We start from the raw sequence: 25360 nt of genomic DNA, 5'->3' as shown, positions 1-25360 counted from the left end.
AGGGAGAGCACGAAGGACACCGTAAAACCAATCGCGCGGGGAAGGCCGGGATGTCCCAGCCGAACCTGTGGTGACTGCCGCCTGCTTTTCTTTCTGCAGGCGGGCCATGGGGGCGGCAGGCTCCCGGCCTTCTCCGCGCCCTCTCGATTCAGGAGGGATATGACCGATGCATGCCTCGGGCACGCCGTGCCGCGGGACGGCAATCTCGCGTCTCCGTGGCTTGTCCGATCTTCATGGCTTGTCGATGATCTTTCTTCAGCTCGGCAGTGAGATGAAAGGCGCCGACCAGGACCTCCGCTGTCGTCCTGGCCTTGAGCCGGGACCCATAACCCCAGGGGAGATGTTTGAGGCACGCGGGTGGACAGATCCCGCCCGCCACATCGATCTGTGGCTATGGGTCCCGGCTCAGGGCCGGGACGACACCGAATGTGATGCGCGCATCGTGGCAAACGCGCGGAGCACCCAGCATCTCTTGTCCAGTAATAACGGCCTGCATCATACCTCCGCAGAGCCCGTGAGCGCCGCTCTCTCAAGGATGGTGTGGAAGTCTCAGAGAACACGGTCAGATCGACCGTAGAAATTCGGGACGAAGTCTGATTTTCAATATTAATCAATGGGTTGTGACTGTCATCCAGCTGTCATCGAACCTTTATAAAAGCGGCATCGAGGCCCCTTAAAGCGGCCCGGGAAGCGCAATCGGGTGCATATGGCGCTTCGCTTCCCAAGCATGGAGACCAGCTATGAAATTCGTCAAAGCACTCGTCGCTGCCGGCTTGGTCGCCGCATCGACGTCGGCATTTGCCGCCGACATCACCGGCGCGGGCGCGACGTTCCCGTTCCCGATCTATTCGAAGTGGGCCGACGCCTACAAGAAGGAGACCGGCAACGGTCTGAACTACCAGTCGATCGGCTCCGGCGGCGGCATCAAGCAGATCCAGGCCAAGACCGTGACGTTCGGCGCCACCGACGCGCCGCTCAAGGCCGAGCAGCTCGACAAGGACGGCCTGGTGCAGTGGCCGATGGTGATGGGCGGCATCGTGCCGGTCGTCAACCTCGAGGGCGTGAAGCCGGGCGAGATGGTGCTGGACGGCGAAACGCTCGCCAACATCTATCTCGGCAAGATCACCAAGTGGGATGACGCCGCGATCAAGAAGCTGAACCCCAGCGTCAAGCTGCCGTCCGACGCGATTGCCGTCGTTCGCCGCTCCGACGGCTCGGGCACCACCTTCAACTTCACCTATTATCTCTCCGAGGCGAGCGCCGACTGGAAGAGCAAGGTCGGCTTCAACACTGCCGTCGAATGGCCGGTCGGTGTCGGCGCCAAGGGCAATGAGGGCGTGTCGGGCAACATCAGCCAGACCAAGAACTCGATCGGCTATGTCGAGTACGCCTATGCCAAGCAGAACAAGCTGACCTATACCGGCATGATCAACAAGGCCGGCAAGACCGTGCAGCCGACGGTCGAGGCCTTCCAGGCCGCCGCCGCGAATGCTGACTGGGCCAAGGCTCCGGGCTACTATGTGATCCTTGCCAACCAGCCGGGCGACAAGTCCTGGCCGATGACGGCGGCAACCTTCATCCTGATGCACAAGGAGCCGACCGACAAGGCGGCGTCCGCCGAGGCCATCAAGTTCTTCAAGTGGTCGTTCGAGAAGGGCGACAAGATGGCCGAGGAGCTCGACTACATCCCGATGCCCGACAGCGTCGTGAAGCTGATCGAGAAGACCTGGTCGGCCGACATCAAGAGCTGAGCTCTCTGCTAACGAATACCCCTCTCCCGTCCCGGGAGAGGGGCTTTTCTCAAGGTTGAAGCGTGACCAGGAAACAGGGGGCGGACTTGGCGGAGATGGCGGTTCAATCCGAAGTCGGCGACATGTCGGCCGCAGGGCCCTATGACCGCGCCCGCGCGCTGAGCGCGTTCAAGCTCGGCGACATCACCTTCTACTGGATCACCCGCCTGTCGGCGATCTCGGTGCTGCTGATCCTCGGCGGCATCATCATCTCCCTCGTCATCGGCGCCTGGCCGGCGATGAAGGAGTATGGCTTCCAGTTCCTCGTCACCAAGCGCTGGGCGCCTTCGGCCGATCCGCCGGTGCTCGGCGCGCTCGGTCCGATCTACGGCACGCTGGTGACCTCCTTCATCGCCATGCTGATCGCCATTCCGGTCGGTCTGGGCATCGCGATCTTTCTGACCGAGCTGTGCCCGCAATGGCTGCGCCGTCCGATTGGCCTCGCCATCGAGCTGCTCGCCGGCATCCCCTCGATCATCTACGGCATGTGGGGCTTCTTCGTGCTGGGCCCGTTCCTGGCCACCACGTTCCAGCCCTTCATGATCAACCTTTGCGCCAACATCCCGGTGCTGCAGGACATCTTCGCTGGTCCCCCGTCCTATCTCAGCCTGTTCAACGCGTCCCTGATCCTGGCGATCATGGTGCTGCCCTTCATCACCTCGATCTCGGTCGACGTGTTCAAGACGGTGCCGCCGGTGCTGAAGGAGGCTGCCTACGGCGTCGGCTGCACCACCTGGGAGGTCGTCCGCAGCGTCGTGATCCCGTACACAAGGGTCGGCGTGATCGGCGGCGTGATGCTGGCGCTGGGCCGCGCGCTCGGCGAGACCATGGCCGTGACCTTCATCATCGGCAACTCGTTCCGGATCTCGTCCTCGATCTTTGCCCCGGGCACGACGATCTCGGCCGCGATCGCCTCCGAATTCCAGGAGAGCGACGGCCTGCACCAGTCGAGCCTGATCCTGCTCGGCCTGCTTCTGTTCGTCCTCACCTTCTTCGTGCTGGCGAGCGCCCGGCTGATGCTGGCGCGACTCGAAGCCAAGGCCGGAAAGTAAAGGGCGGGGAATAACCCATGTCGAGCGTCGAGATGTCCACCGTCGATACGCCGGTCAATCCAATCAATCCGATCTATGCGCGCCGTCGCCGCAAGGACATCGTCGTCCGTGGCCTGTGCATCGCCGCCGCGGCCTTCGGCGTCACCTGGCTGGCACTGATCCTGTTCACGCTGTTCTACAACGGCCTCGCGGGCCTGAGCCTTCAGGTCTTCACCGCCGACACGCCGCCGCCCGGCGCCAGCGAGGGGGGCCTGCGCAACGCCATCGTCGGCTCGGTGATGATGACCATCATCGGCGTCGGCATCGGCGCGCCGCTCGGCCTGTTCGCCGGCACCTACCTCGCCGAATACGGCCGCAACGACCGGCTGACTTCGGTGATCCGCTTCATCAACGACATCCTGCTGTCGGCGCCGTCGATCATCATCGGTCTCTTCATCTATGGCGCCGTGGTGGTGCCGATGGGCGGCTTCTCGGCCATCGCAGGCGCCCTGGCGCTGGCGGTCATCGTCATCCCCGTCGTGCTGCGCACCACCGAGGACATGCTGCTGCTGGTGCCCAACCCGCTGCGCGAGGCAGCCTCGGCGCTCGGCTTGCCGCGCTCCCTGGTGATCCGCCGCATCGCCTACCGCGCGGCGCGTTCCGGCCTGATCACCGGCGTGCTGCTGGCCACCGCCCGCGTCGCCGGCGAGACCGCACCGCTGTTGTTCACCGCGCTGTCGAACCAGTTCTGGAGCCTCAACCTCTCCAAGACGATGGCGAACCTGCCCGTCACCATCAACAACTTCGTCCAGAGCCCGTATGCCTATTGGAAGCAGCTGGCCTGGAGCGGAGCCCTTCTCATCACTCTGGCCGTGCTCGCGTTGAACGTCGGTGCACGCATTCTCGGCGCCGAGAGGAAAACGAAATGACCGAACTGTCCGTCTCCGTCAGTCAGCCCGCTCACGCCCTTCACGGCCAGCCGCTCCCCGAGGCGCCGGCCAAGGTGACCGCGCGCAACCTGAACTTCTATTACGGCGATCACCATGCGCTGAAGAACATCAACCTGACGCTCGGCACCAACCGTGTCACGGCGTTCATCGGCCCGTCCGGCTGCGGCAAGTCCACGCTGCTGCGCATCTTCAACCGGATGTACGACCTCTATCCGGGCCAGCGCGCCACCGGCCAGCTGATGCTGGACAACACCAACATCCTCGACCCCAAGCTCGACCTCAACCTGCTGCGTGCGCGGGTCGGCATGGTGTTCCAGAAGCCGACGCCGTTCCCGATGACGATCTACGAGAACATCGCCTTCGGCATCCGCCTCTACGAGAAGATCTCGAAGTCCGAGATGGACGACCGGGTCGAGAAGGCGCTGCGCGGCGGCGCGCTGTGGAACGAGGTCAAGGACAAGCTCAACGCCTCCGGCCTGTCGCTGTCCGGCGGCCAGCAGCAGCGCCTGTGCATCGCGCGCACGGTCGCCGTCCGCCCGGAGGTGATCCTGTTCGACGAGCCGTGCTCGGCGCTCGATCCGATCTCGACCGCCAAGGTCGAGGAGCTGATCCAGGAGCTTGCGGAGAACTATACGATCGCGATCGTCACCCATAACATGCAGCAGGCGGCGCGCGTGTCCGACAAGACCGCCTTCATGTATCTCGGCGAGCTGATCGAGTTCGACGAGACCAGCAAGATCTTCACCTCGCCGAGCGATCGGCGGACCCAGGACTACATCACCGGCCGGTTCGGCTGACGCCGACAGCATTCTTCAGGAGATCATCATGGCCAGTGAACATACCGCCAAGGCGTTCGACAGCGATCTGCAGGACCTGACCCGGCTGGTGTCGGAGATGGGCGGCCTCGCCGAGCGGCTGATCGTCGATTCCGTCGACGCGCTGGTGCGGCGCGACGTGGCGCTCGGCCAGAAGGTGGTCGCCGCCGACGTCGAGGTCGACAAGCTGCAGCGCATCATCGAGGAGCGCGCAGTGCTGACGATCGCCCGCCGCCAGCCGATGGCGGTGGATTTGCGCGAGATCGTCGGCGCGATGCGCGTGGCGACCGATCTGGAACGGATTGGCGACCTTGCCAAGAACATCGGCAAGCGCGTCGCGGCGCTGGAGAGCGACTTCCATCCGCTGAAGCTGATCCGCGGCCTGGAGCACATGACCGACCTGGTGCAGTCGCAGGTCAAGACGGTGCTGGACGCCTATGCCGCGCACGACCTGCCGGCGGCGATGACGGTCTGGAAGGGCGACGAGGAGGTCGATGCGATCTGCACTTCGCTGTTCCGCGAGCTCCTGACCTATATGATGGAAGATCCGCGCAACATCTCGTTCTGCATCCACCTGATGTTCTGCGCCAAGAACATCGAGCGGATGGGCGACCACGCCACCAACATCGCCGAGACCGTGTTCTATATGATCGAGGGCCAGCAGATCATGGACAAGCGCCCGAAGGGCGACATGACCAGCTTCGCAGCCACGATCCCCGGCAACTGAGAAAGACGATTCCATCATGGGCGCGCGAATTCTGGTGGTTGAGGACGAGGAGGCGCTGACGACGCTGCTGCGCTACAACCTCGAGGCCGAAGGCTACGAGGTCGAGACCGTGGCGCGCGGCGACGAGGCCGACACGCGGCTGAAGGAGCGCGTTCCCGACCTCGTCGTGCTCGACTGGATGCTGCCGGGACTCTCCGGCATCGAGCTGTGCCGCCGCCTGCGGGCGCGGTCCGAGACCAAGCAGCTGCCGATCATCATGCTCACCGCGCGCGGTGAGGAGAGCGAGCGGGTGCGGGGGCTTGCCACTGGCGCCGACGACTACATCGTCAAGCCGTTCTCGGTGCCGGAGCTCCTGGCGCGCGTGAAGGGCCTGTTGCGGCGTGCCAGCCCGGAGCGGCTGGCGACCGTGCTGTCCTACGGCGACATCGAGCTCGACCGTGAGAAGCGCCGCGTCGCACGCTCGGGCCGGCCGATCGATCTCGGCCCGACCGAGTATCGGCTGCTGGAATTCTTCCTGGAGCATCCCGGCCGCGTGTTCAGCCGCGAGCAGTTGCTCGACAGCGTCTGGGGCCGCGACATCTATATCGACGAACGCACCGTGGACGTGCACATCGGCCGGCTGCGCAAGCTGCTCAATCCGGGCCGCGAGCAGGATCCGATCCGCACCGTGCGCGGCGCGGGTTACGCGCTGGACGACCGGTTCGCCAAGAGCGAGCAGGCGTAAGGGACGACCTGGCGGAGGTTGGAGCAGGCGTGAGACGCGAGTGGGCCGGAATAAGGACATCGCGGTCCGCTTTCCGCCACGCCGCCGCCGTCTTGATCGTGCCTGCTTGGCGGCCGATGTTCCGGTCTCAGCGAACGCCCTTGATCAAGACCATCCTCATAAGTTTCGCCGTTCTGCTCGGCAGCGTCGCGGGCGCCGCGGCCGCCGAGCTCGAGGACGCCGTCACCGCGGCAGGCAATGGCCAGCACGCCGCTGCCCTCAAGCGGCTCACGCCGCTGGCCGCCAGGGGCGATGCGCGGGCGCAGTTCGACCTCGGCTTCATGCACGCCTTCGGCTGGGGCCAGCCGCGCAACCCGGCCGAAGCGCTGGCCTGGTACCGCAAGGCCGCCGATCAGGGGCTTGCCGTCGCCCAGCACTATCTCGGCATCGCTTACATCAATGGCGAAGGCGTCGCGAGCAACTACGTCGAAGCCGGCCGCTGGTTCAGCCGCGCAGCGGCGCAGGGCTTCGCGCAGTCGCAGTACATGCTCGGCCTGATGATGCTCGATGGCCGGGGCGTGACCCAGGATGTCGTGCAGGGCTATGCTTGGCTGGTGATGGCCGGCCGCAACGGCGTGCGCTCGGCCGGTCGCGACGTGCAGCGGGTCAAGCTCACCGAGGCGCAGCGTGCCCAGGCGCAGGACGCGATTGCGAGCTGGAAGCCGAAATTCGAATCGGCGGACGCCGGCGTCGCCAATCCGCGCCCCGAGCAGCTGCTTGGGCTCGACCGGCACATCGGCGAGGTCGTGGACCCGACCTCCTGGCCGGCTGCGTCGATCGGCGTGGTCACCGTGGCGCAATACTCCACCGGCGGCTGGTGTACCGGCACGCTGGTCGCGCCACGCGTGGTGCTCACCGCCGCGCATTGCGTGTTCAATGGCCTCGCGCAGGTCAGCCCGGGCAATGTCCGCTTCCTCGCCGGCATGAACAAGGGCACGCCGGCAGCGACCTCCGCAGCCGAGCGGCTGATCGTGGCGCCGGATTTCGTCCCGACCCAGCACGACAGATGGTCGCTCGACCGCTCTCCGGCCGACTGGGCGCTGATCATCCTGAAGGACGCGCTGCCGTCGAAGCCGGTGGCGGTCAAGGCCATGAGCCGCGACGAGCTCGCGGCCGCGACCAAGGCCGGCACCATCTCCGAGATCGGCTATGGCCAGGAGCGGCGCTACTCGCCGACCGGCCAGCGCCATTGCAGCGCAGGGATGACCAAGGATGCCAGGCTGCTGACGGTGCACTGCCTCGCCAATTTCGGCTATTCGGGCTCGCCGATCCTCGCCGAGATCGGCGGCGAGCCGGCCGTGGTCGGGATCTTCTCGGCGTTCCATGAGGAGACCCGGCTGATGTTCGCCGCGCCCGCGAGCCAGTTCGAGGCGACAGTGCGCCGCGAGATCGCCGCGCAGAGCGCGTCGGCGCGATGAGGCGGGAGCAGGGAGGAAATGAGTTGGTCGCCGGCTGGTCAATGTTTGTGCTTGACCGGATAGCGTCTTGCCAAGGGGAGGAGGTCGATCCGGTTCAAGCGAGCCGCGCCGATTGATTTCGGGGTGATTTGGCCGCGGGAGCGCGAGCCTTGCCTTTTGGCGCGGCTCTTGCTCTCCTGTCCCAGTATGACGATTTTGCCAATTGATCATCCCCGGCCTGCCGCCGCGCTCGCGGCCCGGCTCCGCACCGACGGCGGCCGGAACCTCGTGATGCTGGCCGGCCTCGTGCTGGCCAACGCGCTCGCCTGGGCGTGGGCCTTTGCGCTCTATGCCGAACGGCCCGCCATCGTCGGCACCGCGCTGCTGGCCTGGCTGCTCGGTCTGCGCCACGCCGTCGACGCGGATCACATCGCGGCGATCGACAATGTGGTGCGCAAGCTGGTGCAGGATGGTGACCGGCCGCGCGCCGCGGGACTCTACTTCGCGCTCGGCCATTCGAGCGTCGTCGTGATCGCCACCATCGTGGTGAGCCTCGTGGCCGGCGCCGACCTGTTGAGCGAGGACAGCACGATCCGGGCGATCGGTGGAGCCATCGGCACGTCGGTCTCGGCAGGGTTCCTGCTGCTGATCGCCGTCGCCAACCTGATCCTGTTCGTGAACCTCTGGCGCCGCCCGTCTCATCCCCATCCCGGCAGCGAAGCGGCCGGTGAGGTGGGGCGCGGCTTGCTCATTCGTCTGCTGCGGCCCGTGCTCCGAATCGTCTCGCGCGCCTGGCACATGTACCCGCTCGGCTTCCTGTTCGGCCTCGGCTTCGACACCGCCAGCGAGATCGGTCTGCTCAGCCTCTCCGCCACCGAGGCGGCGCGTGGCGCGAGCCTGGCCCATGTGCTTGTGTTCCCCGCTCTGTTCGCCGCGGCGATGGCCACCGTCGACACCGCCGACAGCATGCTGATGGTCGGCGCCTATCGCTGGGCGCTCACCGATCCCGCGCGCAAGCGGCGCTACAATCTGGTGATCACCGGCGTCTCGGTTGCAATTGCGCTGGTGATCGGCGGCGTCGAGGCGGTCGCGCTGCTGGCTCCGCGACTTGGCTTCTCTGGAGGCTGGGCCGATGTCGTGGCTGCCCTCGGGGACGACCTCGGCAATCTCGGTCTCTTGGCCATCGGTCTGTTCGGCCTGATCTGGGTGGGCGCCGTGCTGCTCGGCCGCCGCTCCAGTAGTACCGCGGATACGTCGGGCGGTGAGCTTGCCACCGTTCGCGCCGGGGCGCTAAACCCGACGGCGAAGTAGGGCGGAACGCACGGGTACGGATCATGGCCGGCGCGGAGAACATGACCAGGATGCTGTGGCTGCAGGGTGCGAGCTGCGGCGGCTGCACCATGTCGATCCTGGAAAGCGGTGCGTCCGGCTGGTTCGACGAGCTGCGCCAATCCGGCATCGACCTGATCTGGCATCCCTCCGTCAGCGAGGAGACCGGTGACGAGGTGGTCGAGCTGCTGGAGGCGATCCGCGACGGCCGCGAGCGGCTCGATCTCCTGGTGCTCGAAGGCTCGGTCGCGCGCGGGCCGCATCTGAGCGGCCGCTTCAACATGCTCGCCGGCACCAACCGCTCGATCTATCACTGGCTGCTCGACCTCGCCCCGCTCGCCGATTTCGTGGTCGCGGTCGGCAGCTGCGCCGCCTATGGCGGTATTCCCGCCGCCGGCATCAACCCGACCGATGCAGTAGGCTTGCAGTTCGAAGGCAGCGATGCCGGCGGCGCGCTCGGCGCCGGATTTCGCTCGAAGCGCGGGCTGCCGGTGATCAACATCGCCGGATGCGCGCCGCATCCGGGCTGGATGATGGAAAGTCTGTTGGCGCTCACATCGGGCGACCTGACCGCCGACGGCCTCGACGCGGTCGGCCGACCGACCTTCATCGCCAACCACCTCGCGCACCATGGCTGCTCGCGCAACGAGTTCTACGAGTTCAAGGCGAGCGCGGAGACCATGTCGGAGCGCGGCTGTCTGATGGAGCATCTCGGCTGCCGCGCGACGCAGGCGGTCGGCGACTGCAATCAACGCTCGTGGAACGGTGGCGGCTCCTGCACCAAGGGCGGCTACGCCTGCATCGCCTGTACCTCGCCGGGCTTCGAGAGCGCGCAGAACTATCTGCAGACCGCCAAGCTCGCCGGCATTCCCGTGGGGCTTCCGACCGACATGCCCAAGGCGTGGTTCGTCGCGCTCGCCGCGCTGTCGAAATCGGCGACACCGCGCCGCGTTCGCGTCAACGCCACCGCTGACCACGTCGTGGTGCCGCCGGGCCGGTCCGGCGACAAGCGCAGCTCATGACGCGGATCACGGTCGGTCCGTTCAATCGCGTCGAGGGAGACCTCGAGGTCCGCCTCGACATCGAGAGCGGCCGCGTCGCGCGCGCCGAGGTGACGGCGCCGCTTTATCGCGGTTTCGAGCAGATCCTGGAAGGACGGCCGCCGCTCGACGCCCTGGTCATCGCGCCGCGCATCTGCGGCATCTGCTCGGTCTCGCAGTCGATCGCCGCCGCAGCCGCGCTGCGTCAGGCGATGGGCGTGGTGACCGCGCCCAACGGCGTGCTCGCGACCAACATCGCGCACGCGGCCGAGAATGCCGCGGATCATCTCACCCACTTCTACATCTTCTTCATGCCCGACTTCGCCCGCGAGGCCTACGCGTCCCACGCGTGGCATGGCGCGGCCGCCGAGCGCTTTACTGCGACGAAGGGATCGGCGGCGCGTGACGCATTGCCGGCGCGGGCGCGGCTGTTGGAGATCATGGGCGTGATCGCCGGCAAATGGCCGCACAGCCTCGCGTTCCAACCGGGTGGCACGACGCGTGCGGTCGAGCTTGGCGAGCGCATCCGGCTCAACGCGATCGCGGCCTCGTTTCGCGGTTTTCTCGAACGCGTGGTGTTTGCGGACAAGCTCGAACACGTGCTCGCGCTGGCGACGCCGAACGAGCTCGATCGTTGGCGGGAGGGACGTAGCGGCGACTTCGCGCAGTTCCTGCGCATCGCCGATGCACTCGATCTGGCGCATCTTGGAGCGGGTCCCGGCCTGCTGATGAGCTTCGGGGCGTATCACGATGCTGACGGCGCCCGCTTCCGCGCCGGGCTTCGCACCAGCGATGGAAGGGTCGAGGCTCTGCCATCGGACCGGATCACGGAGGACGTGTCGCACGCCTGGATGCGCGAGAGCTCGCTTGATCCGGCCGAGAGCCGCACCGAGCCCGATGCCGACAAGGCCGACGCCTATAGCTGGTGCAAGGCGCCGCGGCTTGCGGGACAGCCTGTCGAAGTCGGTGCGCTGGCGCGGCAGGCCGTTGACGGCCAGACGCTGATCAGCGCGCTCGTGTCCGAGAGCGGAAGCAACGTCCGCAACCGCGTCATCGCTCGCCTGATCGAGACGGCGCAGCTCGCGGTCTCGATCGAAGGCTGGATCAAGGCGCTGCGATTGAGCGAGCCGTTCTGCGAGACCTGCGGCGAAGCGGCCGACGGCAACTACGTCGGCCTCGTCGAAGCCGCGCGCGGCAGCCTCGGTCATTGGCTCGCGGTGCGCTCCGGCAGCATCGCGCGCTATCAGATCATCGCGCCGACCAGCTGGAACTTCTCACCGCGCGATGCGGATGGGGTCGCCGGTCCGCTGGAGCAGGCGCTGGTCGGCACCACGGTCGGAGATGCCGGCGCGCGCGCCGTCAGCATCCAGCATGTCGTCAGATCCTTCGACCCTTGCATGGTCTGCACCGCGCATTGAGCGCGCCGTACGCGAGCGGAAACCAGCTTGCCGGGTGCAAAGCGCTTGATTTCCGATTGTCACGCGAGATCACGGTCTGAGCTGGAGACCGCGCCAAGCTTCCAACTCCAAGCATCTGGAATCATTATGATTCAAAATCAGCTTGGGCGCTGGCCTGCTTCTTGCTGTCCCCCTCTGTCAGATAGCGACCACAACGGTTGCCAAGGTGATGACAGGGGGAGGACTCATGGGCGCGGAAACTTTCTATAGCGTGATCAGGCGCCAGGGCATCACGCGGCGCAGCTTCCACAAATTCTGCAGCCTCACGGCGACGAGTCTCGGACTGGGCCCGCTCGCGGCCACGCGGATCGCCAATGCGCTGGAGGCCAAGCCGCGCACGCCGGTCATCTGGATGCACGGGCTCGAATGCACCTGCTGCTCCGAGAGCTTCATCCGCTCCGCGCACCCGCTGGTGAAGGACGCCGTGCTGTCGATGATCTCGCTCGACTATGACGACACGATCATGGCGGCGGCCGGCCACCAGGCCGAAGCCATCCTGGAAGAGACGCGAGCGAAGTACAAAGGACAATACATTCTCGCGGTGGAGGGCAACCCGCCGCTCAACGAAGGCGGCATGTTCTGCATCGATGGCGGCAAACCGTTCGTCGAGAAGCTGAAGATGATGGCCGAGGACGCCATGGCGATTATCGCCTGGGGCGCTTGCGCCTCGTGGGGCTGCGTGCAGGCGGCGAAGCCGAACCCGACGCAGGCCACCCCGATCGACAAGGTGATCACCAACAAGCCGATCATCAAGGTGCCGGGGTGCCCGCCGATCGCAGAGGTCATGACGGGTGTCGTCACGTTCATCACCACCTTCGGCAAGCTGCCGGAGCTCGACCGCCAGGGCCGGCCGAAGATGTTCTACTCGCAGCGCATCCACGACAAATGCTATCGCCGGCCGCATTTCGACGCCGGTCAGTTCGTCGAGGAATGGGACGACGAGGCCGCGCGCAAGGGCTACTGTCTCTACAAGATGGGCTGCAAGGGCCCGACGACCTACAATGCCTGCTCGACGGTGCGCTGGAATGGCGGCGTGTCGTTCCCCATCCAGTCCGGTCACGGCTGCATCGGCTGCTCAGAGGACGGCTTCTGGGACAAGGGCTCGTTCTACGACCGCCTCACCAACATCAAGCAGTTCGGCATCGAGCGCAACGCCGACGAGGTCGGCATGGTGGCTGCGGGTACGGTCGGCGCGGCAGTCGCAGCGCATGCGGCGGTCACTGCGGTCAAGCGGCTCGCGACCAAGCGCGACGACACCAAGCAAGATCATTAATTGGATTCAGGGCAGGTTACGATGGGCATCCAGACACCCAACGGCTTCAATCTCGACAATTCCGGCAAGCGCATCGTCGTCGATCCGGTCACCCGCATCGAGGGACACATGCGGGTTGAGGTCAATGTCGATTCCGACAACGTCATCCGCAACGCGGTTTCTACCGGAACGATGTGGCGCGGCATCGAGGTGATTCTCAGGAACCGCGATCCGCGCGATGCCTGGGCGTTCACCGAGCGGATCTGCGGCGTGTGCACCGGAACGCACGCCCTCACATCGGTGCGCGCGGTCGAGAACGCGCTCGGCATCACCATCCCGGAGAATGCCAACTCGATCCGCAACCTGATGCAGCTGGCGCTGCAGGTGCACGACCACGTCGTGCACTTCTATCATCTGCACGCGCTCGACTGGGTCGACGTGGTCTCGGCACTCTCGGCTGATCCGAAGGCGACGTCGACGCTGGCGCAGTCGATCTCGAGCTGGCCGCTGTCCTCGCCGGGCTATTTCCGCGATCTGCAGACCCGCCTCAAGAAGTTCGTCGAATCCGGACAGCTTGGCCCGTTCAAGAACGGTTATTGGGGCAGCAAGGCCTACAAGCTGCCGCCCGAAGCCAACCTGATGGCCGTGGCGCACTATCTGGAGGCGCTCGATTTCCAGAAGGAAATTGTCAAGATCCACACCATCTTCGGCGGCAAGAATCCGCACCCGAACTGGCTCGTGGGCGGCGTGCCGTGTCCGATCAACATCGACGGTACCGGTGCGGTCGGCGCCATCAACATCGAGCGGCTGAATCTCGTCTCATCGATCATCGATCGTCTGATCGAATTCAACGAGCTGGTCTACCTGCCTGACGTCGCGGCGATCGGATCGTTCTACAAGGACTGGCTCTACGGCGGTGGCCTGTCCAGCAAGAGCGTCCTCGCCTATGGCGACGTGCCGGAGCATGCCAACGACTATTCGGCGAAGAGCCTGAAGCTGCCGCGAGGCGCGATCATCAACGGCAACCTGTCCGAGGTGTTTCCGGTCGATCACGCCAACCCGGACGAGATCCAGGAGTTCGTCGTTCATTCCTGGTACAAATATCCCGACGAGACCAAGGGGCTGCACCCCTGGGACGGCATCACCGAGCCGAACTACGTGCTCGGCCCCAACGCCAAGGGCACCAAGACCGACATCAAGGAGCTCGACGAGGGCGGCAAGTACTCCTGGATCAAGGCGCCGCGCTGGCGCGGGCATGCCATGGAGGTCGGTCCGCTGGCGCGCTGGGTGGTGGGCTACGCGCAGAACAAGGCGGAGTTCAAGGACCCGGTCGACAAGTTCCTCAAGGATCTCGACCTGCCTCTCACGGCATTGTTCTCCACGCTCGGCCGCACCGCGGCGCGCGCGCTGGAGTCGGTGTGGGCGGGACGCCAGATGCGCTACTTCCAGGACAAGCTGATCGCCAACATCAAGGCGGGCGACAGCTCGACGGCGAATGTCGACAAATGGAAGCCGGAGAGCTGGCCGAAGGAGGCCAAGGGCGTCGGCTTCACCGAGGCGCCGCGCGGCGCGCTGGCGCATTGGATCAAGATCAAGGACACCAAGATCGACAACTACCAGTGCGTCGTGCCAACGACCTGGAACGGCTCGCCCAGGGATCCCAAGGGCAACATCGGCGCCTTCGAGGCCTCGCTGATGAACACGCCGATGGTCAATCCCGAGCAACCGCTGGAGATCCTGCGCACGATCCATTCGTTCGATCCATGCCTGGCGTGCTCCACGCATGTCATGAGTCCGGACGGCCAGGAGCTGGCCGAGGTCAAGGTCAGGTAGGGCGGGAGGAGCGTCATGATGGATGCAGTTGCACGTCCCACGGAAGCCGAGCCAAATCTGAGCGCGATTGCGGCTGACGCCGCCGGTGAGCATGCGGTCGGTCGGCCCACGGTCTATGTCTACGAGGCGCCCGTCCGCATCTGCCATTGGGTGAATGCGTTCGCGATCCTCATCTTGATGGTCACCGGCTATTTGATCGGAACGCCGCTCCCGACGGTGTCGGGAGAGGCGTCGGCGAACTTCGTGATGGGTTACATCCGCTTCGCCCATTTCGCAGCCGGGCAGGTGCTGGCGGTGTTCTTCCTCGCCCGCATTCTCTGGGCGTTCGTCGGCAATCACCACTCGCGGCAGATCTTCTACATTCCGGTGCATCGCAAGCAGTTCTGGAAGGAAGTGCTGCACGAGATTCGCTGGTACGCGTTCCTGGAACGCGAGCCGAAGATGTATGTCGGTCACAACCCGCTGGCGCAGACGGCCATGTTCACCGGGTTCACGGTGTTCGTCGCCTTCATGATCGTCACCGGCTTTGCGCTCTATTCGGAGGGCACGGGCATCGACAGCTGGCAGCACAAATTGTTCGGCTGGGTGTTTGCGATTTGGCCGAACAGCCAGGACGTCCACACCTGGCATCACCTTGGCATGTGGGCGCTGGTGATGTTCGTGATGGTGCACGTCTATGCAGCGATCCGCGAGGACATCATGTCCCGCCAGAGCATCATCTCGTCGATGATATCGGGCGAGCGGCAGTTCCGCGAATGAAAGGAAGCGCCGAGATGGCCGACGACGCGAAGCTTGACCGCATCCTGGTGCTCGGCATCGGCAATATCCTGTGGGCGGATGAAGGTTTCGGCGTGCGCGTGGTGGAGGAGTTTCACCGCCGCTACACCGTGCCCGACAACGTCACGATTCTCGATGGCGGCACGCAAGGGCTCTATCTCGTCAACTACGTCGAGGAGGCCCAAGGACTGATCGTGTTCGATGCCATCGACTATGGCCTTGTGCCGGGCGAGCTCAAGCTCGTCCGCGACGAGGAAGTGCCGCGCTTCACGGGCGCCAAGAAGATGAGCCTGCACCAGACGGGCTTTCAAGAGGTGCTGAGCGCGGCCGATCTGCTCGGCCGCTATCCGCAACGCCTCGCGCTGATCGGCTGCCAGCCGCTCGACCTCGAGGATTGGGGCGGACCGCTCACCCCTCCGGTGCGCGCGCAGATCGCTCCCGCGATCGAGCTGGCCAACGCCGTGCTGGCCGAATGGGGCATCTCGGCGGCTTTGCGACCCGAGCCGCTCGCCGGCGACGAACGCCTGCTCGCCAACGACATCGATCATCACAGCTACGAGATGCGGGCGGACGCGGCAGAGTGAAGCGCCGGCCGCCGCGAGGGAGAGTGACATGTGTCTGGGTCTGCCGATGACGATCGTGGAGACCGACGGCGTCTCGGCGCTGTGCAGCTTCGATGGCGAGCAACGCCGCGTCTCGGTGCTGCTGCTGTCTGATCCACCGGTCGGCGCAAAGGTTCTGGTCTATCTCGACAACGCCGTCCGCGTTCTCGACGACGAGGAAGCCCGGCTGATCAGCGAGGCGCTGCGGGGGCTGCACGCAGCGATGAATGGTGAAAACTGCGACGATTTTTTCGCGGACCTGATCGGACGCGAGCCGCAGCTGCCGGAGCATCTGCGCTAGCGCAGTGCCCCCGCACCAGCCTGAAAACAAGATTGCCATGAGTAAAGAAAGTTGGCAGCATGCCTCTGCAAAGTTCCTTGGCAAGGCGCTTCGCGCTGCCTCGGGCATCAAAAAATGCTTATCGTTTTCAATAACTTGAAAATGGATCCGCTGAGACGGCATCTGGCACGTTGATTGCTGACCATCCAGAACACGTCAACGAAAACTGGTCAGGGGGAGACGTCGATGGAGATGCTGCAGCGTGAGCCCGCGCGCAGGCGAAACGGATTGCCGGAAGTCGATGCCTCGACGGTCGACGACTTCCTTCACGACGCGCATGGCGCTGGCGCAATTGCCGTGCTGCTGTCAGCCGGGGACCCTGCGCGATTTCCCGAAGCGCTCGATGTGGCGATCGTGCTGCCGGAGCTGATCACGGCGTTTCAGGGGCGGCTGCGCGGTGCGGTCATTGCGCGCGACGCGGAGGCCGAGCTCGGGACGCGGTTCGGTGTTCGTGTGCAGCCCAGTCTGATCCTCTGCCGCGGGACCGATACGCTCGGACTGATCGCGAAGATCCAGGACTGGTCCGTCTATGTCGACCGCATCTCGCGCCTGATCGATCGCCCGGCAGGCGCGACTGCGTCGGTGGTCGCCAGCATCCTTCCATCACATCAGCCTTCAGGAGTTGACCGATGAAGCCCGGATTCTGGATCGCGCCCGAAGGTGCGGAGCAGCCGGTCAGCGTGTTTCCGATCGGGGAAGAGGCGCTCGAGGCGCAGTACAAGGGGCTGACGGCCTCGGGCGCGCTGGCGAAGCTTGCCTCGCTGGATTCGGAGGCGCTCGCGCGCAGCTGTCCGCGCGCGGTCGAGCTGCTGTCGACGATCGCATCAGCCGTCGCAGCGCAGACCGCCGATGCGCCGACCCAGCTGTTCCGGCTTGCCGGTCTCAACGACCTCGAACGCCGTCTGATCGACGACGTGCTCGGAGAAGGCGAGGTTGCCGGCGTGGTGGCGCTGCCCGACGGCTCGCTCGCGCAGATCCAGGAATCCGTGCTCGCAGGCATCTGGCGTGTCAGGCTCGAGCGTGACGAGAGCCATGACTACATCGAGGTCGGCGCCGTGCCCGAGATCGTCGCGCGCGCCGCGGTCGATCTGACGGCTGACGACGTCGTGATCGGGCCAGCGCCCGAGGGCACGATGAATGCGATGCCGGTGCTGGCGGAGATTCGCGAGCGCGCGCTGTCCTGGCGTCCTGGCCAGCGCTCGCAGACCATCAACTTCACCTTGCTGCCGATGAGCCCAGCCGACATGAGCTTCCTGCAGGAGACGCTCGGCAACGGGCCGATCCAGCTGATGTCGCGCGGCTATGGCACCTGCCGTGTGCTCGCGACCGGCGTGCGCCATGTCTGGTCGGTGCAGTTCTTCAACGCCATGGACACGATCATCCTGGACACGCTTGAGGTCGGCGGCGTGCCGGTGGTCGCGCTTGCTGCGCCCGAGGATTTCGAGGACTCGGCCGAGCGTCTCAGGCAGATCATCGAGGCCTATTTCACATGAGCGGCGGCTTCGAGAATTTCGGCGTTCGCGGCGATCTCGCCGATGACGTATCGCTGGAATGCGGCATCTGCTGGACGCGCTACAATCCCGCCGAGGGCGACAGCGTTGCGCAGGTTCCGCCGGGCACGCCGTTCTCGGTGCTGCCCGAGGATTGGCACTGCCCGAACTGCGACGCGCCGAAGGCCAAGTTCATGGTGGTCGAGCCATGAGCGCAGCCGCGGCCGGGCATGGAACGGACGAGCTCGCGCCGGCCGCGTGGGGCGAGCGCCTCGCCGGGGTCTTTCGTGAGATCGGCGACCGGGCGGTGCGCGAGCTGCCGATCTATCATGATGCGCTCGAGGTCGAGGCCATCGGCTTCACCAAAGTCCATGAGCGGACGATCGGCATCATCGTCACACCCTGGTTCATGAATGTGGTCACTCCGGTCGGGCAGGGCGATGTCGGATCGACCATCAAGATCGCGCTGCCCGCCGGCTGGTTCGAATTCACGATCGGTGATGTTGCCGGGGGCGGACGTATCGCCAGTTGCTCGCTGTTCTCGCCGATGTCCGAGTTCGAGGACATGGCGGCTGCGCGGGTCGCAGCCGAGGCCGCTCTGGCGGTGATGCTGGCCGCTCCCGAAGACGAAGCCAACGCCGCGCAGGCATCGCGTGCCGTCGATCGCCGCGCCTTCCTGCGCGGCACCTTCTCGGAGCGTCGCCCATGACGCTCGCCTTCCGCAATCGCATCGACCTGACGCTGTCGGTCACCGATGAGCGGATCACGCGCGTCGACATCCAGCCACGCACGCGGCCGCCGCTGGGCCGGCTGGCCGCCGGCAAGCCAGCCGAGATGCTGCTGGCAGGGCTGCCGCGGCTGTTCTCGCTGTGCGCTGGGGCGCATCAGGTTGCGCTGCTGACGGCAATCGAAGCTGCGCGCGGTGAGCAGGCGGCCCCATTGACCCGCCATCGGCGCATCAAGGCCGTGCTTGCGGAGCGTCTCGCCGAGCTGTTGCGTGGGCTGCTGCTCGGGACGATGGCCGGGGACCGCGCCGTGCTGTCCCTGGCGCAGCGGCTGTTACAGGCGGTCAGCTCGCTGCAGGCTGATCGTCCCGACAAGGCGCCGGGGCAGTCCCGCTCGGAAACCTTGTCACAGATCAAGATGGCGCTGGACGAACTGGGGATAGGCTCCACACTGGAGATCGTTGCGCCGGGAACTCCAGTCGCAAGGCTGATGGCGGCGGCCCGCAAGGCTGCCGAAGAGGGAGGATGGAGGCACATGCCATCGGTGCATGGCGTCCTGTCGGCCGCAGACGATCGCGCCGTCGTCACCCGGTTGATGGACGAGGGGGCCGCGTTCGCCGACGCGCCTGAGCTCGATGGCCGTATTCCCGAGACAGGTGTCTGGGCGCGGCATGCGCGCAGCCGGCTGCCCGCTGGTCCGGCCGAGCGACTGTCGGCCAGGATCGCAGAGTTGGCCGTGCTGATACGATGGATGGAGCACGGTGAGACGGATGACGACGCCTGCGAAGAGGACCTTGTCGCGGGCTACACGCTCGGTCCACGCCGTGGCGCCGCTGCGGTCGAATGCGCGCGCGGGCGGCTGCATCATGTTGTCGAGCTGGATACGCAAGGGCAGATCTCACGATTCGAGTATCTCGCGCCGACGGAGTGGAACTTCCATCCGCGCGGACCGGTCGCGACCAGCCTCACCGGCGCCGTGCTGCGCGGCGCCGAGGACCGGGATGCTGTGCACGGTATGGTCGGATCGTTCGATCCCTGTGTCGGCTTCAGCCTGACGGTGCAGGAGCTGGCCGATGCATGAGATGGCGCTGTGCGAGGGCATTGTCGAGATCGTCGAGGCCGAGGCGCGCAAGGGCACGTTCTCCAAGGTGAAGACGGTGTGGCTCGAAATCGGCGCGCTCAGCCATGTCGCGCCGGAGGCGCTGCGGTTCTGCTTCGAGGCGGTCACCACCAACACGATTGCGCGCGGCGCGGCGCTCGAGATCATCGAACAGAAGGGCACGGCCTGGTGTCTCGGCTGCTCGCGCAGCGTCGAGATCAGCCAGCGCTACGATGCCTGCCCCGAATGCGGCAGCCATCAGCTGCAGGTGACGGGCGGCGAGGACATGCGGGTCAAGGAGCTGGAGGTCGAGTGATGTGTACGGTGTGCGGCTGCGGCGACGGCAAATCCGCGATCGAAGCGGGCGATCATCATCATGATCACAGTGATCACGATCATCATCATGCCCACGGACATGATCACGGACATGATCATGCCGGGCATCATCACCATCACGGCCATCACCACCATGATCATGACCATGACCATGGCCACCACCATCACCACGGTGATCATGCGCATGATCACCATCACGCCCATGGCACTGCCGATCACATCGACTGCGCGGCCAATCCGGCGGGGCAGGAGATCGCCGGGCTGTCGAGCGGGCGCATCATCCAGATCGAGCGCGACATTCTCGGCAAGAACAACCGCCTCGCCGCGGAGAACCGCGCGCGCTTCGCGGCGCAGGATGTGCTGGCCTTCAACTTCGTCTCCAGCCCGGGCGCGGGCAAGACATCGGTGCTCGTGCGCGCCGTCTCCGATCTGAAGCAGAGCCGCCCGGTTGCGGTGATCGAGGGCGATCAGCAGACCTCGAACGATGCCGAGCGCATCCGCGCGACGGGCGTGCCGGCGATCCAGATCAACACTGGCAAGGGCTGCCATCTCGATGCGGCCATGGTCGGCGAGGCCTATGGCCGGCTGCCGTCGCTGCGCGGCGGTCTCCTGTTCATCGAGAATGTCGGCAATCTCGTTTGCCCGGCCGCATTCGATCTCGGCGAGGCCTGCAAGATCGTGGTGTTCTCGACCACCGAGGGCGAGGACAAGCCGCTCAAATATCCCGACATGTTCGCGGCGTCAGCCTTGATGCTGATCAACAAGATCGATCTCGCGCCGGTGCTCGACTTCGATCTGGCGCAGACGGTCGAATATGCCCGCCGCGTCAATCCCAGAATTGAGGTGTTGACGATCTCGGCCAAGACCGGCGAAGGCTTCTCCGCCTTCTATGCCTGGATCCGCAAACAGGCAGACCGCATGCGAGCGAGCGCGTTGGGCGCGGTGCAGGGATGAGCACGGCCGGCCCGACATTGGCGGCGGATCGCACGCGCCTCCGGCTCCGCGTTCGCGGCGCCGTGCAGGGCGTCGGCTTCCGCCCCTATGTGCATGGGCTCGCGACGCGACACCGCCTCGGCGGCTTCGTCGTCAACGACGCTGATGGCGTCGTCATCGAGGTCGAGGGCGAGAACGTCGTGTCGTTCGTCGAGGCGCTGCCGCGGCAGGCGCCGCCCTTGGCCCGCATCGACGACATCGCCGTCGAAACGATCGCAACCGAGGCCAGCGCGGATTTTCGCATCGGCGAGAGCGTCGGTGGCCGGGTGACCACCCGCATCGTGCCGGATGCCGCGACCTGTCCGGCCTGTCTGTCGGAGCTGTTCGATCCCGACAGCCGCTTCCACCTCTATCCCTTCGTCAACTGCACCCATTGCGGTCCGCGGTTCACGATCGCCGAGCGCCTGCCTTACGATCGTCGGACTACGGCGATGAAGCGGTTCCCGTTGTGCGGGGCCTGTCGCGTGGACTATGAGGATCAGAGTGGGCGGCGCTTCCATGCCGAGGCGATCTCCTGCCCGGACTGCGGACCGCGTCTCAGCCACGAGATCCGCGACATCGCGGCGGCGCTGGCAGATGGTGGGATCGTCGCGATCAAGGGCCTCGGCGGCTATCAGCTGCTGTGCGATGCGCGCGACGAGCGCGCCGTCCAGCGGCTGCGCGCACGCAAGCAGCGCGACGGCAAGCCATTTGCCGTGATGCTGGCGTCGGGCGATGCAGCGACCGAGATTGCCGAGCTTGATGACGTCGAGCGTAGGGTGCTGGAGCAGGTGGCGCGGCCGATCGTTCTGGTGCGTTCGCGCCAGTGCCTAGCGCCATCGATTGCGCCCGGCCTTGCCAAACTCGGCGTGATGCTGCCGGTCGCGCCGCTGCATCATCTGATCTTTCACGCGCTGAAAGCCTGTGGTGACGGCACTGCATGGGCGCTGGTCTGTACCAGCGCCAATCCCAGCGGCGAGCCGCTGCTGACCGACAATCGCGAGGCACTGGCCGATCTTGCTGGCATCGCGGATCTGATCGTGACGCACGACCGAGACATTGTCATCCGCGCCGACGATTCCGTCGTGGCCGTGGTAGCGGGGACGCCGCGGTTCATCCGCCGCGCACGCGGCTATGTTCCGGAGCCGATCCGGCTGCCCCGCGTCCTGCCGCCCCTCCTTGCGGTGGGGGCACAGCTGAAGGCGACGGTGACGGTGATCCGCGGCGACGAGGCGTTCGTGTCGCAGCATCTCGGCGATCTCGACACTGCGGCGGCGGTGCGCTTCTTCGAGGAGACGATCGCCCATCTCACCTCCATCCTCGACGTCACGCCGGTGGCGATCGCGCACGACCTGCATCCCGACATGGCATCGACGCGGTACGCGCAAGGGTCCGGTCTGCCGACATTCGCCGTGCAGCATCACCATGCGCATGCCGCGTCCGTGATCGCAGAGCGCGGCTTGCGGACACCTGCGCTTGCGCTGGTGCTCGACGGCTACGGTTACGGCAGCGATGGCGGCGCCTGGGGTGGTGAGCTGCTGTTGTGTGACGGTGCCAGTTTCCAACGCCTCGGCCATCTGGCGCCGCTGAAGATGCCAGGCGGCGACCGCGCCGCGCGCGAGCCGTGGCGGATGGCGGCGTCCGTGCTGCACGATCTCGGACGCGATGACGAGATCGTCATGCGCTTCCCGGGCCAGCCGCAGGCGTGCCATCTGCCGATGCTGCTCGGCCGCGCCGATGCTGCTGTCACCAGCAGCGCCGGGCGGCTGTTCGATGCCGTGGCGGGATTGCTTGGAGTCTGCGCGAAACAGAGCTTTGAAGGCGAAGCCGCGATGAAGCTCGAGGCGCTGGTGCGCACCCCCGCGGTCTTGGAGCACGGCTGGACCATCGTCGATCGCGTGCTGTCGCTGGGCCCGCTCCTTGCTCATCTGATCAACAGCAAGTTGGACGCGGTCGAGGCCGCAGGCCTGTTTCACGGCACGCTGGCTGCCGCCTGTGTCGATTGGATCGCGGCAGCGTCCCGTGCGACCGCTCTTAGCACGGTCGTACTGGGCGGCGGCTGTTTCCTCAACGCGCATTTGTCGGAGCAGATCGTGCGGGGCTGTCGCGCCGTCGGCGTCGATGCGCGGCTGCCGCGGCGGCTGCCGCCCAATGATGGTGGCCTGAGCCTTGGGCAGGCCTGGGTCGCGGGTCTGCAAGTGATCGAGCAAGAAAAGCAATCTGGAGGGATCGTCTGATGTGCCTGGCCATTCCTGCCGAGGTGATCAAGCTGCTGCCTGACGACATGGCGATCGTGTCGATCGACGGCGTCAGCAAGGAGGTCTCGGTCGCGCTGATCGAGGAGATCGCCGTCGGCGACTACGTCATTCTTCATGTCGGCCATGCGCTGACCAAGATCGATCCGGAGGAGGCGCGCGAGACGCTCGACCTGCTCCGGCAGATGGGCGCGGCGGTAACGGAGGTGGCATCATGAAATACGCCGACGAGTTTCGCGACAAGGAGCTGGCCGTCGGCCTCGCCCGTGCCATCCGCGCCAAGGCGGATCCTGCGCGGGCCTACCGCTTCATGGAGTTCTGCGGCGGCCACACCCATGCGATCGCGCGCTATGGCCTCGAGGACATGCTGCCGGACAACGTGCGCATGATCCATGGCCCCGGCTGTCCGGTCTGTGTGCTGCCGGCCGGGCGCATCGACATGGCGATCGCGCTGGCCGAGCGGCCCGAAATCATCCTGTGCGTTTATGGCGACCTGATGCGCGTCCCGGGCTCGCGCGGCTCCTCGCTGCTGAGGGCCAAGGCGCGCGGCGCCGACATCCGCATGGTCTATTCGACCCTGGATGCGATTGCGCTGGCGGAGCAGAATCCGGGCCGCGAAGTCGTGTTCTTCGCCATCGGCTTCGAGACCACAACTCCGCCCACCGCGGTGATGATCCGCGCGGCAGAGAAAAAGCAGCTCGCAAACTTCAGCGTATTCTGCAACCACGTGCTGACGCCCCCGGCGATGCGCGCGATTCTCGACAGCGATACCCCGATCGAGATCGACGGCTTCGTCGGTCCCGCCCACGTCTCGACCGTGATCGGCACCGAGCCCTATGCGCCGTTTGCGCGTGACGATGGCAAGCCGGTCGTGATCGCCGGCTTCGAGCCGCTCGACATGATGCAGGCGATCCTGATGCTGATCGAGCAGGTCAATGACGGCCGCCACGAGGTCGAGAACCAGTATCGCCGCGCCGTCAACGGCAGCGGCAACCAGCGCGCGATCAGGGAAGTGGCCGAGATCTTCGAGCTGCGCGACCAGTTCGAGTGGCGCGGCCTCGGCAGCATCCCAGCGAGCGCCTTGAAGCTGCGGCCGGCGTTCGCGCATCTCGATGCAGAACTCCGGTTCGCGATGGCGGAGCTCGTCGTTGCCGACAATCCGGCCTGCGAATGTCCCGCTATTCTGCGTGGACTGAAGAAGCCGGTGGATTGCAAGCTGTTCGGCACCGCCTGCACGCCGGAGACGCCGATCGGCTCCTGCATGGTGTCGTCGGAAGGCGCCTGCGCGGCGCATTGGACCTATGGCCGCTTTCGCGACCATCAGCGGAGGCTCGCCTCATGAGCATGCATCAGCGTCGGCTCGACCTGAAGAACGGCTGTGTCGACCTCTCGCACGGCGCCGGCGGCCGCGCGATGGCGCAGCTGATTTCGGGCCTGTTCCACGAGGCGTTCGGCAACGAATGGCTGGCGCGCGGCAACGACCAGTCGGCGTTCGACGTCGCCGCCGGCCGCATGGTAATGACGACCGACGGCTATGTCGTGTCGCCCTTGTTCTTTCCTGGCGGCAATATCGGCTCTCTCGCGGTGCACGGCACGGTCAACGACATCGCCATGGCCGGCGCGAGACCGCTGTATCTGTCGGCGAGCTTCATCATCGAGGAAGGCTTCCGCTTCGCCGATCTGAGGCTGATCGCCGACGCGATGGGCAAGGCCGCACGTGAAGCTGGCATTGCGATCATTACCGGCGATACCAAGGTGGTGGAGCGTGGCAAGGCCGACGGCGTCTTCATCTCCACCGCGGGCGTCGGTGTGCTTCCTGAAGGTCTTGACCTCTCCGCCGACAAGGCTCGCCCGGGTGATCGCGTGCTGCTGTCCGGCAGCCTCGGCGACCACGGCGTGGCCATCATGTCGAAGCGACAGAACCTGACCTTCGACACGGAGATCGTCTCCGACTCGGCGTCGCTGCACGGTCTGGTCGCCGCCATGGTCGCGGCTGGCGGCCAGGGTATCCGGCTGATGCGCGATCCGACGCGCGGCGGGCTCGCGGCGACGATGAACGAGATCGCCCAGCAGTCCAATCTCGGTTTCCGGCTGCAGGAAGAGGCCATTCCGGTGAAACCGGCGGTCGCCGCGGCCTGCGAACTGCTCGGGCTCGATCCGCTGCACGTCGCCAACGAAGGCAAGCTGGTTGCGGTGGTCGCCCCCGAAGCAGCGGCAGCCGTGCTCGCTGTGATGAAGGCGCATCCGCTCGGACGCGACGCAGCCGACATCGGCGAAGCCGTGGCCGATGACCATCGCTTCGTCCAGATGGCGACGAGCTTCGGCGGCGGCCGCATTGTCGACTGGTTGTCGGGCGAGCAGCTGCCGCGGATCTGCTGAG

Annotated in this window: 26 protein-coding genes; all 26 read left to right on the top strand. The window is 65.9% G+C overall.

Annotated elements, in window-relative coordinates:
• The first annotated feature begins 740 nt into the window (after nt 1–740).
• Nucleotides 741–1751 (top strand): phosphate ABC transporter substrate-binding protein PstS, encoded by a 1011-nt coding sequence (pstS, locus tag BRAO375_RS13610; RefSeq protein ID WP_009028051.1) that lies wholly within the window; start codon nt 741–743, stop codon nt 1749–1751.
• 95 nt (nt 1752–1846) lie between these two features.
• Nucleotides 1847–2842: a phosphate ABC transporter permease subunit PstC gene (gene pstC / locus BRAO375_RS13605; RefSeq protein WP_035640220.1), complete on the top strand. Its 996-nt coding sequence runs from the start codon at nt 1847–1849 to the stop codon at nt 2840–2842.
• Nucleotides 2843–2904: 62 nt separating this feature from the next.
• Nucleotides 2905–3750 (top strand): phosphate ABC transporter permease PstA, encoded by an 846-nt coding sequence (pstA, locus tag BRAO375_RS13600; protein WP_035640224.1) that lies wholly within the window; start codon nt 2905–2907, stop codon nt 3748–3750.
• The gene (gene pstB, locus BRAO375_RS13595) at nt 3747–4568 is read left to right on the top strand and encodes a phosphate ABC transporter ATP-binding protein PstB (RefSeq protein ID WP_009028048.1); all 822 of its coding nucleotides are present in this window, start codon (nt 3747–3749) and stop codon (nt 4566–4568) included. The genes pstA and pstB overlap by 4 nt, the downstream gene beginning before the upstream one ends.
• A gap of 28 nt (nt 4569–4596) precedes the next feature.
• Entirely contained in the window at nt 4597–5313 is a 717-nt protein-coding gene (gene phoU / locus BRAO375_RS13590; protein WP_009028047.1) for a phosphate signaling complex protein PhoU, read from the top strand.
• Between the two features lie 16 nt (nt 5314–5329).
• Nucleotides 5330–6037 carry a phosphate regulon transcriptional regulator PhoB gene (gene phoB, locus BRAO375_RS13585; protein WP_009028046.1) on the top strand — a complete coding sequence of 236 codons (708 nt, stop codon included), beginning with the start codon at nt 5330–5332 and terminating at the stop codon, nt 6035–6037.
• 140 nt (nt 6038–6177) lie between these two features.
• Nucleotides 6178–7494 (top strand): trypsin-like serine protease, encoded by a 1317-nt coding sequence (locus BRAO375_RS13580; protein WP_009028045.1) that lies wholly within the window; start codon nt 6178–6180, stop codon nt 7492–7494.
• Between the two features lie 186 nt (nt 7495–7680).
• Nucleotides 7681–8784 carry a HoxN/HupN/NixA family nickel/cobalt transporter gene (locus BRAO375_RS13575; protein ID WP_035640217.1) on the top strand — a complete coding sequence of 368 codons (1104 nt, stop codon included), beginning with the start codon at nt 7681–7683 and terminating at the stop codon, nt 8782–8784.
• A gap of 23 nt (nt 8785–8807) precedes the next feature.
• On the top strand, nt 8808–9824 hold the full coding sequence (locus BRAO375_RS13570) for an NADH-quinone oxidoreductase subunit B family protein (protein WP_009028043.1): 1017 nt from the start codon (nt 8808–8810) through the stop codon (nt 9822–9824).
• On the top strand, nt 9821–11260 hold the full coding sequence (locus tag BRAO375_RS13565) for a nickel-dependent hydrogenase large subunit (RefSeq protein WP_009028042.1): 1440 nt from the start codon (nt 9821–9823) through the stop codon (nt 11258–11260). Before BRAO375_RS13570 ends, BRAO375_RS13565 begins: the two co-directional genes overlap by 4 nt.
• Nucleotides 11261–11486: 226 nt before the next feature.
• Complete coding sequence (locus BRAO375_RS13560; protein ID WP_009028041.1) at nt 11487–12572, top strand: hydrogenase small subunit; 1086 nt, start codon at nt 11487–11489, stop codon at nt 12570–12572.
• 21 nt (nt 12573–12593) lie between these two features.
• On the top strand, nt 12594–14384 hold the full coding sequence (locus tag BRAO375_RS13555; RefSeq protein WP_009028040.1) for a nickel-dependent hydrogenase large subunit: 1791 nt from the start codon (nt 12594–12596) through the stop codon (nt 14382–14384).
• Nucleotides 14385–14399: 15 nt separating this feature from the next.
• Nucleotides 14400–15143: a Ni/Fe-hydrogenase, b-type cytochrome subunit gene (cybH, locus tag BRAO375_RS13550; RefSeq protein ID WP_035640216.1), complete on the top strand. Its 744-nt coding sequence runs from the start codon at nt 14400–14402 to the stop codon at nt 15141–15143.
• A 14-nt stretch (nt 15144–15157) separates the two neighbouring features.
• Nucleotides 15158–15745, top strand: a complete 588-nt coding sequence (locus BRAO375_RS13545; protein WP_009028038.1) for a HyaD/HybD family hydrogenase maturation endopeptidase — start codon at nt 15158–15160, stop codon at nt 15743–15745.
• Between the two features lie 28 nt (nt 15746–15773).
• Nucleotides 15774–16064 carry a HypC/HybG/HupF family hydrogenase formation chaperone gene (locus tag BRAO375_RS13540; protein WP_009028037.1) on the top strand — a complete coding sequence of 97 codons (291 nt, stop codon included), beginning with the start codon at nt 15774–15776 and terminating at the stop codon, nt 16062–16064.
• 225 nt (nt 16065–16289) lie between these two features.
• On the top strand, nt 16290–16736 hold the full coding sequence (locus BRAO375_RS13535; RefSeq protein ID WP_009028036.1) for a thioredoxin domain-containing protein: 447 nt from the start codon (nt 16290–16292) through the stop codon (nt 16734–16736).
• Complete coding sequence (locus BRAO375_RS13530; RefSeq protein ID WP_009028035.1) at nt 16733–17596, top strand: hydrogenase expression/formation protein; 864 nt, start codon at nt 16733–16735, stop codon at nt 17594–17596. Before BRAO375_RS13535 ends, BRAO375_RS13530 begins: the two co-directional genes overlap by 4 nt.
• The gene (locus BRAO375_RS13525) at nt 17593–17805 is read left to right on the top strand and encodes a rubredoxin (RefSeq protein ID WP_009028034.1); all 213 of its coding nucleotides are present in this window, start codon (nt 17593–17595) and stop codon (nt 17803–17805) included. Before BRAO375_RS13530 ends, BRAO375_RS13525 begins: the two co-directional genes overlap by 4 nt.
• On the top strand, nt 17802–18302 hold the full coding sequence (hybE, locus tag BRAO375_RS13520) for a [NiFe]-hydrogenase assembly chaperone HybE (RefSeq protein ID WP_009028033.1): 501 nt from the start codon (nt 17802–17804) through the stop codon (nt 18300–18302). The genes BRAO375_RS13525 and hybE overlap by 4 nt, the downstream gene beginning before the upstream one ends.
• A complete protein-coding gene (locus tag BRAO375_RS13515) occupies nt 18299–19399 on the top strand; it encodes a nickel-dependent hydrogenase large subunit (RefSeq protein WP_009028032.1) in 1101 nt (366 codons plus the stop codon). Before hybE ends, BRAO375_RS13515 begins: the two co-directional genes overlap by 4 nt.
• Entirely contained in the window at nt 19392–19733 is a 342-nt protein-coding gene (gene hypA / locus BRAO375_RS13510) for a hydrogenase maturation nickel metallochaperone HypA (protein WP_035640215.1), read from the top strand. The genes BRAO375_RS13515 and hypA overlap by 8 nt, the downstream gene beginning before the upstream one ends.
• A complete protein-coding gene (hypB, locus tag BRAO375_RS13505; RefSeq protein ID WP_009028030.1) occupies nt 19733–20707 on the top strand; it encodes a hydrogenase nickel incorporation protein HypB in 975 nt (324 codons plus the stop codon). The genes hypA and hypB overlap by 1 nt, the downstream gene beginning before the upstream one ends.
• On the top strand, nt 20704–22962 hold the full coding sequence (gene hypF, locus BRAO375_RS13500; RefSeq protein ID WP_009028029.1) for a carbamoyltransferase HypF: 2259 nt from the start codon (nt 20704–20706) through the stop codon (nt 22960–22962). Before hypB ends, hypF begins: the two co-directional genes overlap by 4 nt.
• Nucleotides 22962–23198 (top strand): HypC/HybG/HupF family hydrogenase formation chaperone, encoded by a 237-nt coding sequence (locus BRAO375_RS13495; protein WP_035640213.1) that lies wholly within the window; start codon nt 22962–22964, stop codon nt 23196–23198. The genes hypF and BRAO375_RS13495 overlap by 1 nt, the downstream gene beginning before the upstream one ends.
• Nucleotides 23195–24322: a hydrogenase formation protein HypD gene (gene hypD / locus BRAO375_RS13490; RefSeq protein WP_009028027.1), complete on the top strand. Its 1128-nt coding sequence runs from the start codon at nt 23195–23197 to the stop codon at nt 24320–24322. Before BRAO375_RS13495 ends, hypD begins: the two co-directional genes overlap by 4 nt.
• Nucleotides 24319–25359: a hydrogenase expression/formation protein HypE gene (hypE, locus tag BRAO375_RS13485; protein WP_009028026.1), complete on the top strand. Its 1041-nt coding sequence runs from the start codon at nt 24319–24321 to the stop codon at nt 25357–25359. Before hypD ends, hypE begins: the two co-directional genes overlap by 4 nt.
• Nucleotide 25360: the final 1 nt, after the last annotated feature.

The organism is Bradyrhizobium sp. ORS 375, from assembly GCF_000239775.1.
GTDB lineage: Bacteria > Pseudomonadota > Alphaproteobacteria > Rhizobiales > Xanthobacteraceae > Bradyrhizobium.
Note: the sequence above shows the minus strand (reverse complement) of the source record. Positions and strands in the feature narration are given on the sequence as shown.

Coding starts and splice junctions, on each gene's coding strand:
- BRAO375_RS13530 (WP_009028035.1), top strand. CDS start 16,733: ATGAAGCCCGGATTCTGGATCGCGCCCGAAGGTGCGGAGCAGCCGGTC.
- BRAO375_RS13560 (WP_009028041.1), top strand. CDS start 11,487: ATGGGCGCGGAAACTTTCTATAGCGTGATCAGGCGCCAGGGCATCACG.
- BRAO375_RS13565 (WP_009028042.1), top strand. CDS start 9,821: ATGACGCGGATCACGGTCGGTCCGTTCAATCGCGTCGAGGGAGACCTC.
- hypB (WP_009028030.1), top strand. CDS start 19,733: ATGTGTACGGTGTGCGGCTGCGGCGACGGCAAATCCGCGATCGAAGCG.
- BRAO375_RS13570 (WP_009028043.1), top strand. CDS start 8,808: ATGGCCGGCGCGGAGAACATGACCAGGATGCTGTGGCTGCAGGGTGCG.
- pstB (WP_009028048.1), top strand. CDS start 3,747: ATGACCGAACTGTCCGTCTCCGTCAGTCAGCCCGCTCACGCCCTTCAC.
- pstS (WP_009028051.1), top strand. CDS start 741: ATGAAATTCGTCAAAGCACTCGTCGCTGCCGGCTTGGTCGCCGCATCG.
- BRAO375_RS13515 (WP_009028032.1), top strand. CDS start 18,299: ATGACGCTCGCCTTCCGCAATCGCATCGACCTGACGCTGTCGGTCACC.
- phoB (WP_009028046.1), top strand. CDS start 5,330: ATGGGCGCGCGAATTCTGGTGGTTGAGGACGAGGAGGCGCTGACGACG.
- hypF (WP_009028029.1), top strand. CDS start 20,704: ATGAGCACGGCCGGCCCGACATTGGCGGCGGATCGCACGCGCCTCCGG.
- hypE (WP_009028026.1), top strand. CDS start 24,319: ATGAGCATGCATCAGCGTCGGCTCGACCTGAAGAACGGCTGTGTCGAC.
- BRAO375_RS13545 (WP_009028038.1), top strand. CDS start 15,158: ATGGCCGACGACGCGAAGCTTGACCGCATCCTGGTGCTCGGCATCGGC.
- hypA (WP_035640215.1), top strand. CDS start 19,392: ATGCATGAGATGGCGCTGTGCGAGGGCATTGTCGAGATCGTCGAGGCC.
- BRAO375_RS13535 (WP_009028036.1), top strand. CDS start 16,290: ATGGAGATGCTGCAGCGTGAGCCCGCGCGCAGGCGAAACGGATTGCCG.
- cybH (WP_035640216.1), top strand. CDS start 14,400: ATGATGGATGCAGTTGCACGTCCCACGGAAGCCGAGCCAAATCTGAGC.
- hybE (WP_009028033.1), top strand. CDS start 17,802: ATGAGCGCAGCCGCGGCCGGGCATGGAACGGACGAGCTCGCGCCGGCC.
- BRAO375_RS13495 (WP_035640213.1), top strand. CDS start 22,962: ATGTGCCTGGCCATTCCTGCCGAGGTGATCAAGCTGCTGCCTGACGAC.
- hypD (WP_009028027.1), top strand. CDS start 23,195: ATGAAATACGCCGACGAGTTTCGCGACAAGGAGCTGGCCGTCGGCCTC.
- BRAO375_RS13555 (WP_009028040.1), top strand. CDS start 12,594: ATGGGCATCCAGACACCCAACGGCTTCAATCTCGACAATTCCGGCAAG.
- BRAO375_RS13575 (WP_035640217.1), top strand. CDS start 7,681: ATGACGATTTTGCCAATTGATCATCCCCGGCCTGCCGCCGCGCTCGCG.
- pstC (WP_035640220.1), top strand. CDS start 1,847: ATGGCGGTTCAATCCGAAGTCGGCGACATGTCGGCCGCAGGGCCCTAT.
- BRAO375_RS13525 (WP_009028034.1), top strand. CDS start 17,593: ATGAGCGGCGGCTTCGAGAATTTCGGCGTTCGCGGCGATCTCGCCGAT.
- BRAO375_RS13540 (WP_009028037.1), top strand. CDS start 15,774: ATGTGTCTGGGTCTGCCGATGACGATCGTGGAGACCGACGGCGTCTCG.
- phoU (WP_009028047.1), top strand. CDS start 4,597: ATGGCCAGTGAACATACCGCCAAGGCGTTCGACAGCGATCTGCAGGAC.